Source organism: Pontibacter brevis (assembly GCF_054779655.1).
This window is the reverse complement of sequence record NZ_BAAGXV010000045.1, coordinates 1-5,367: the sequence shown is the minus strand read 5'-3', so window position 1 is coordinate 5,367 and position 5,367 is coordinate 1. Positions and strand designations below refer to the sequence as shown.

Here is a 5,367-nt window from a genome sequence, read left to right as displayed (position 1 = left end):
TGGCACAAGGTCTTTTACCCTTTCCCATTGCTCGTTTGTCAACTCCATGAGAAACCAACATATTAACTCAAGCTGGGATTCCCATTTTTGAGATAGCCTCTAGTGAAGGAGCCTTGGTTTTAGTCCGCTCCCTCGGTCAGCATCCTACAGCAGGGGGCTGCAGGCGCTGTCCGCTCTTTGGGTTCATCGGGTTTGCTTCTGCTTGGCTACACCTGCTCCGGAGTTCTTTATGCTGTTCTAAAAAAAGAAGATTTCTTGAGATGCTTTCACAATCAACAGTCTTCTTACTTATTACTTACCATGATAGGTGTTATGCTGCTCCTCTTAAGGCTGAGCGGGGGCTGTCAGGGCGGGTAAGGGTAAAGCTCTTATGAGGTGCAAACAAACTGAGGGAATTCCGTAAAAGCGCAGGTCACCAACGTTTTAAAAGAGCCATGAAACCAGCGTCTATCACCAGCCAGTGGTACTACAATTATGTGGTCGCACGAATACAGCAGCTTCAGAATGCTGCGCCTAACGCGCCGGATGCAGAGGAGCTTAGGAGGCTGACAGAGCTGAAAGAAGAGTACGAGATGAGGGTAGCTGTCATATGCACCAATGAAGCGGAAGAACCCCTGCGCCGGCTGAAGGCACAACCAGTGCTGCAGCTAGCTTAAACCCCGTGCTCTCCGGGAGCAGGTCAGCAGGATGAGGGGCCTGTTTTTGCATAACAGGAAAGGTGCTGGCACTCCAGGCAGGCATTCTTTGTGAAAATAAGAGCCTAAAGCATGCCCAAGGCCTTCAGCTGCTTCTCAAAGTCGCTGTGCAGCATCAGCACGGCCGACAGGCCGGCTGTCCGGGAGAGCCGGAAGCGCAGGACCAGGTCCGGGTCCTGCACGCTCTGGTAATAAAAGGAGCGCTGGCCGATGTTAGGCAGCTCCGTGGCGGCCACGTTCCGGAAGTTGCGCCTGAAGTAGTCTGCCGACATGGCCTTGGCCTCCCCGTTGTGCTGGTACCTGATGCAGCCCCCCTCCAGGAAAGGCAGCACGTGCTCATTGAACTTTTCCATATGCCCGAATCTATCAACCTTCCCAGAGCCAAACAGTTGGCTTTATCCGGGAGAAAGACACCTTAATACCCGGGAAACAACCTCAGGGTTACAAGCCGCCCCGGCAGGGAAGAAGGGCGACTCTCCCCTCGGGTGTGCGCACCTGCGGCCATTTTCCACAGAGTGTGGAGCCAGGCCCACAGTCACCTTTTTGTTTCCACACTTGCCGTAGTTTTGCTGTTTCCTTCTAAAGCATTGAGAGCCTTGCTGTAAGGGAGCTTTTAGCTGTTTTGGCACGGTTCTGCTATTGCATGAGCAGAACTTAAAGAATAAAACTATGAAAAAAGTAACTTTTCTGGCAGCAGCCATCGCATTAGCAGGAGTGTCTTCCCTTGACGCAAACGCACAGACTACAACCCCGCAGGAGCAGGCTCCGGCTGCACAGCAGGGCCAGGAAGAGAAGAAAGAGAAAGTAACACAAGACCAGCTACCGGCGCCAGTTCAGGCAGCGCTGAAGAGCGACACCTACAAGGACTGGACAATAGGCGACATCTATGTCATAAAGCCTGCCGCAGGGACCACGCAAGGCGCTGTGGTCTATGAGGTGGCGATGACCAACGCACAGGGCCAGACAGGTGTTGTCAGAATGGATGAGAAAGGCGCAGACGCCTCTGAAAAGTAGTGAACGAATAGGTAAAACTATTGCAAAGGGCCTCCGCGTTGCGGGGGCTTTTTACTTGCCCCGCTGCCTTCCGGCACTATGAAACAAAGGGGAAGGCAGGGTGTGGTGCCTTCGCTCAGCACGACCCACAAAGACGTAATGATGCAGGTTATGGCAACCTGCACTTCTTAATTCCGTTATACCTTACCCTGTGGCGCCCTCTGTACAAGAGGGGGATTATATATAATTTACTATTTTATATTTTTTAATTACTTACCAATTTTTAAAGCTATGAGAAAAATCAATTGGCTCTTTTTAATGTTGCTTTCCTTTTCTTTCCTTGCATGCGATAAGGAAGATGATGTGGAGCTCGACACTACTGACCCGACCATCACCATCCTGGCACCTGCCGCCGGTACCACTTATGCACCAGGTGACGTGGTGAACCTGCAGGCAGAAGTGAGGGACAACATGGGTCTTGAGGAGGTTAGGGTGAGCGTGACGGACCCTAGCGGAGTCGAGCGGCAGATAACCGACCAGGGCATCGGTGACTTCCTCAACGACAACAGAGAGAAGGACCTGGACGTGGAGATTGGCCTGGATGCGAATGCGCCTAACGGGGCTTACATCATCCGTGTAACGGCCATAGACGAGCAGGAGAACGAGGCCTCGCAGGCGGTTACGGTTTCCGTCGTGCAGTAAGCAATCGCAGGTCGACAAGCTTAAATTCAGAAAAGGCTCCTCTAGATGAGGAGCCTTTTCTTTTGAGGGATAATGCAGTGGTTTTAGCGCCCCCTTCTTCTTTCAAGCTGCTCGAGTTGCAGGAGCAGCTTCACAGTGTGGCATCCCCTGTCATCACCGGTGTCAAGTTCCCGCTCTTCTGGTACGTTCTTTTCGTTTGGGGCAATCCTGCTGTGCAGCGCCCTCAGGTGACGCATATAGCGGTTGATTTGGCTGCACAGCAGCCTGTAGAACATAGGGTTCTCGGCGGCCTGATCCAGGAAAGCCACCTTTTGGGCTTCCGCGTCCCTGATTTCACCATGGATGGCGCGGCTGGCCTCCTGCCTTGTAAGCGCCTCCTCCTGCAGCCTGTCAAAAAACCTGTCTATGTCAAAATGCATCTCAAATGCCCCCTCTTCGTGCAACTACCTGTAACCGTGAAAACACCTAGTGTATGATGCGGCAACTACTTAGTTTTAAGGGGGCAGCCAAAATGTGCAGCCTCAGACGGCAAAAAAGGTTTGCTTCAGCCTGACTATCCCGCCGGCGTCTACCACCTCACCCTCACCCATCAGCAGCGGGGCTGACAAGAACATCCTGTCTCGGTACAGGCCGGGTGAGAGACAGGGGGCAGGTGAAGTAAGGGTGGGCACGGCAGCTTACTTTGGTATGAGAAGGTAATGCTCTTCCTGGCTAATCAACGCGTTTCTGTGCTTTACCGCCTCTACGTCCAAAGTCAGGTTGTAGTGCAGGTGGCGGATGACGTAAGATCCCACGCTAAGCTCGTAGAGGTAGGAGCACAGTTCCTGCAGTCTTTGCAGGTAGTTCTCGTCTTTGTCAGTCTCTGGTAAAGTCACGTCCAAAAGCTCCTTAATGGCGGGCAATTGTGGAAAAGCAGCCTTGTGCTTGGCTACAGTAGCCTGAAGCTTGGCTATAATGGTGTTGTATTTTGCCTTTACGTCTCTGTTGTCAGACGTATACACTGCTTTGAGCGCCATAGTGCTGAAGTTGCATCAATCCAAAGCGCACGAATACAAGCTACGGTACGGACAGGCTTAAAATCAATTGGTGAACACGCCCTGCCTGTGAGTAAAGGTAAAATAGCTATAAGCAGGATGTGAGGTGATATGACAAAAGCTTTTGCAGAACCGTTCAAAACGGGCATGTTTAATTTAAACCTGTGGAGCTTCAGGTTTAGGTGCCTTTTTCTGAAGCAAAGGCAGGCAGACGTGTAGACTGAAAAATTAGATAATTTAACGAACCCGCCTGCCTCTTAAAAGCCCATGAAAACGCCGTTAAAATGCCTTTTTGCTTTCTCTGGCGCATAAAAATGCTTTTGTTTAAACCTTACAGCCAATAAGTTGAACATGCCTTTAGAATAGCCTCTCAACGCGGCTTTACAGCACGTTGTCTCTGTGGCCCTGGGTTTATAAATTGGCGTGCATTAAAACGCCTGCCTGTGGCTTTAGAATGACGTTTTGCAGGTATGTTGTCTTACCGAGCTTGCCCCACTGTCAACTTGAATTTTACTGAAGAAAGACTACGTTTCAGAAGTTATATGCAGAAGGAAAAGGGAATCGATCACCTTTTTGGTCACCTGAAAAGCAATAAGGGCTTGCAAGTTATTCACCTACAAGCCCTTATCTTAATCTGTGGTAGACCAAAGCTCTCAAATATCGAACAGTATCTTCGATGATTTAGCCGCCATTGCTGATTTCTATAGTTCCTATAAGTAACAAAACATTTAAAGGAGCTATAGTTTGATTCACTGTAGCTCCTTTAAATGTTTAATTTGGCCTTGGCTGATAAATGTCATTATGTAGTCAAATAGGAAGTTATCTTATGGGCTTTCCGACAGATGGTTCTCTTTCTGTGTCATGGGAGGTGGTTATTAGTTGAAGCGTAATTCACCTACATTCTACAACTATGGAAGGAACGAAAAAATTAGGCTCTGTTGAACATAAAAGGTGTTACATTGCAAACAGCCCCACAGCCTTTAAATCGCACCCGCTCCTTTTGGTACGTTGCTGTGGCGGGGGACCTCTGCTGGTTTCAGTGTTTTATGTTGCCTGGGGTATATAGTATATTCTTTTGCCTGATTACGTTTAGCCAATAATTAGGCACAAGCCACGGACAATACAATCAATAGTCAAGCTATGGAATGGATATTTGATAAAAGTGACCCGCTCTTGGAAACCATGATTGGAAGCATAATGATATTCTCAGTCATTATTTTATTAACCAGAATTATAGGTTTGAGGTCATTCGCAAAATTTACTGTTTACGATTTTGCCTTTACAATTGCTATTGGTAGTATCATATCTTCTATTCTCACTTCAGGTACTTCTATTGTTCATGGCTCAGTTGCAATCGCAAGTCTTCTTTTTTTGACTTTTATTTTTTCAACATTGCAGAAAAAGTTTCCAGCCTTAAGTTCTACAATTTCGAATAAACCGCTTCTGTTGATGAGGGGAAATCAGATACTTGAAGAAAATCTAAAATACGCAAGAATTGAAAAATCACAGCTGATCGCAAAACTGCGAGAGGCAAATGTATCACGATTAAATCAAATTCAAGCTGTCGTTCTTGAATCCACGGGAGACATTTCAGTCTTACATAAATCGACAGATACAGATGATCAATCTGTTGATAGTATAATATTAGAAGGAGTTCGAGAAAAATTATGAGATAGTGAACCAGTGCCTAACAATGGCTATAAATGATTTCTCGTTGCCGCCTCTTCTGAAGATTTCTGCGGAATTTTCAACTATGTATATACCTGCAAAGGTTCGTGCTACCCCACATAACTACTCATTGCCGAGACTGTTACTTTACATAAATGGGCTTATAGGCTATGTAGGCTTACCTGAAGTTCGGCCATTTAAAAGTTGTAAAAACTACTAACTTTAAATGGAATGAAAAAGACAAAGTTTACCGAGACACAGATTATCAAGGCCAT

The 5,367-nt window shown here is 47.5% G+C and carries 7 protein-coding genes; 4 read left to right on the top strand and 3 right to left on the bottom strand.

The window, feature by feature from the left end; translation table 11 throughout:
• The first annotated feature begins 434 nt into the window (after positions 1–434).
• The gene (locus tag ACYVB1_RS12970; protein WP_460924164.1) at positions 435–656 is read left to right on the top strand and encodes a hypothetical protein; all 222 of its coding nucleotides are present in this window, start codon (positions 435–437) and stop codon (positions 654–656) included.
• Positions 657–760: 104 nt separating this feature from the next.
• Here the strand turns inward: ACYVB1_RS12970 and ACYVB1_RS12965 are convergent, their stop codons facing one another.
• Positions 761–1,048: a hypothetical protein gene (locus ACYVB1_RS12965; protein ID WP_460924162.1), complete on the bottom strand. Its 288-nt coding sequence runs from the start codon at positions 1,046–1,048 to the stop codon at positions 761–763.
• Between the two features lie 316 nt (positions 1,049–1,364).
• On the opposite strand from ACYVB1_RS12965, the gene ACYVB1_RS12960 reads away from it, so the two are divergent.
• Both ACYVB1_RS12960 and ACYVB1_RS12955 read left to right on the top strand, forming a co-directional pair.
• Positions 1,365–1,709, top strand: coding sequence for a hypothetical protein (locus ACYVB1_RS12960; protein WP_460924160.1), 345 nt, complete (start codon positions 1,365–1,367; stop codon positions 1,707–1,709).
• Between the two features lie 270 nt (positions 1,710–1,979).
• Positions 1,980–2,390, top strand: coding sequence for a DUF4625 domain-containing protein (locus tag ACYVB1_RS12955; RefSeq protein WP_460924158.1), 411 nt, complete (start codon positions 1,980–1,982; stop codon positions 2,388–2,390).
• A gap of 83 nt (positions 2,391–2,473) precedes the next feature.
• Here ACYVB1_RS12955 and ACYVB1_RS12950 read toward each other — a convergent pair whose 3' ends face one another.
• Complete coding sequence (locus tag ACYVB1_RS12950) at positions 2,474–2,809, bottom strand: hypothetical protein (protein WP_460924156.1); 336 nt, start codon at positions 2,807–2,809, stop codon at positions 2,474–2,476.
• Positions 2,810–3,067: 258 nt separating this feature from the next.
• The gene (locus tag ACYVB1_RS12945; protein WP_460924154.1) at positions 3,068–3,406 is read right to left on the bottom strand and encodes a hypothetical protein; all 339 of its coding nucleotides are present in this window, start codon (positions 3,404–3,406) and stop codon (positions 3,068–3,070) included.
• 1,158 nt (positions 3,407–4,564) lie between these two features.
• On the opposite strand from ACYVB1_RS12945, the gene ACYVB1_RS12940 reads away from it, so the two are divergent.
• Positions 4,565–5,095 (top strand): DUF421 domain-containing protein, encoded by a 531-nt coding sequence (locus ACYVB1_RS12940; RefSeq protein WP_460924152.1) that lies wholly within the window; start codon positions 4,565–4,567, stop codon positions 5,093–5,095.
• Positions 5,096–5,367: the final 272 nt, after the last annotated feature.

What these genes read in the sequence shown, in the direction of transcription:
- ACYVB1_RS12970 (WP_460924164.1), top strand. Translation starts at nt 435, where the DNA reads ATGAAACCAGCGTCTATCACCAGCCAGTGGTACTACAATTATGTGGTC.
- ACYVB1_RS12965 (WP_460924162.1), bottom strand. Translation starts at nt 1,048, where the DNA reads ATGGAAAAGTTCAATGAGCACGTGCTGCCTTTCCTGGAGGGGGGCTGC.
- ACYVB1_RS12960 (WP_460924160.1), top strand. Translation starts at nt 1,365, where the DNA reads ATGAAAAAAGTAACTTTTCTGGCAGCAGCCATCGCATTAGCAGGAGTG.
- ACYVB1_RS12955 (WP_460924158.1), top strand. Translation starts at nt 1,980, where the DNA reads ATGAGAAAAATCAATTGGCTCTTTTTAATGTTGCTTTCCTTTTCTTTC.
- ACYVB1_RS12950 (WP_460924156.1), bottom strand. Translation starts at nt 2,809, where the DNA reads ATGCATTTTGACATAGACAGGTTTTTTGACAGGCTGCAGGAGGAGGCG.
- ACYVB1_RS12945 (WP_460924154.1), bottom strand. Translation starts at nt 3,406, where the DNA reads ATGGCGCTCAAAGCAGTGTATACGTCTGACAACAGAGACGTAAAGGCA.
- ACYVB1_RS12940 (WP_460924152.1), top strand. Translation starts at nt 4,565, where the DNA reads ATGGAATGGATATTTGATAAAAGTGACCCGCTCTTGGAAACCATGATT.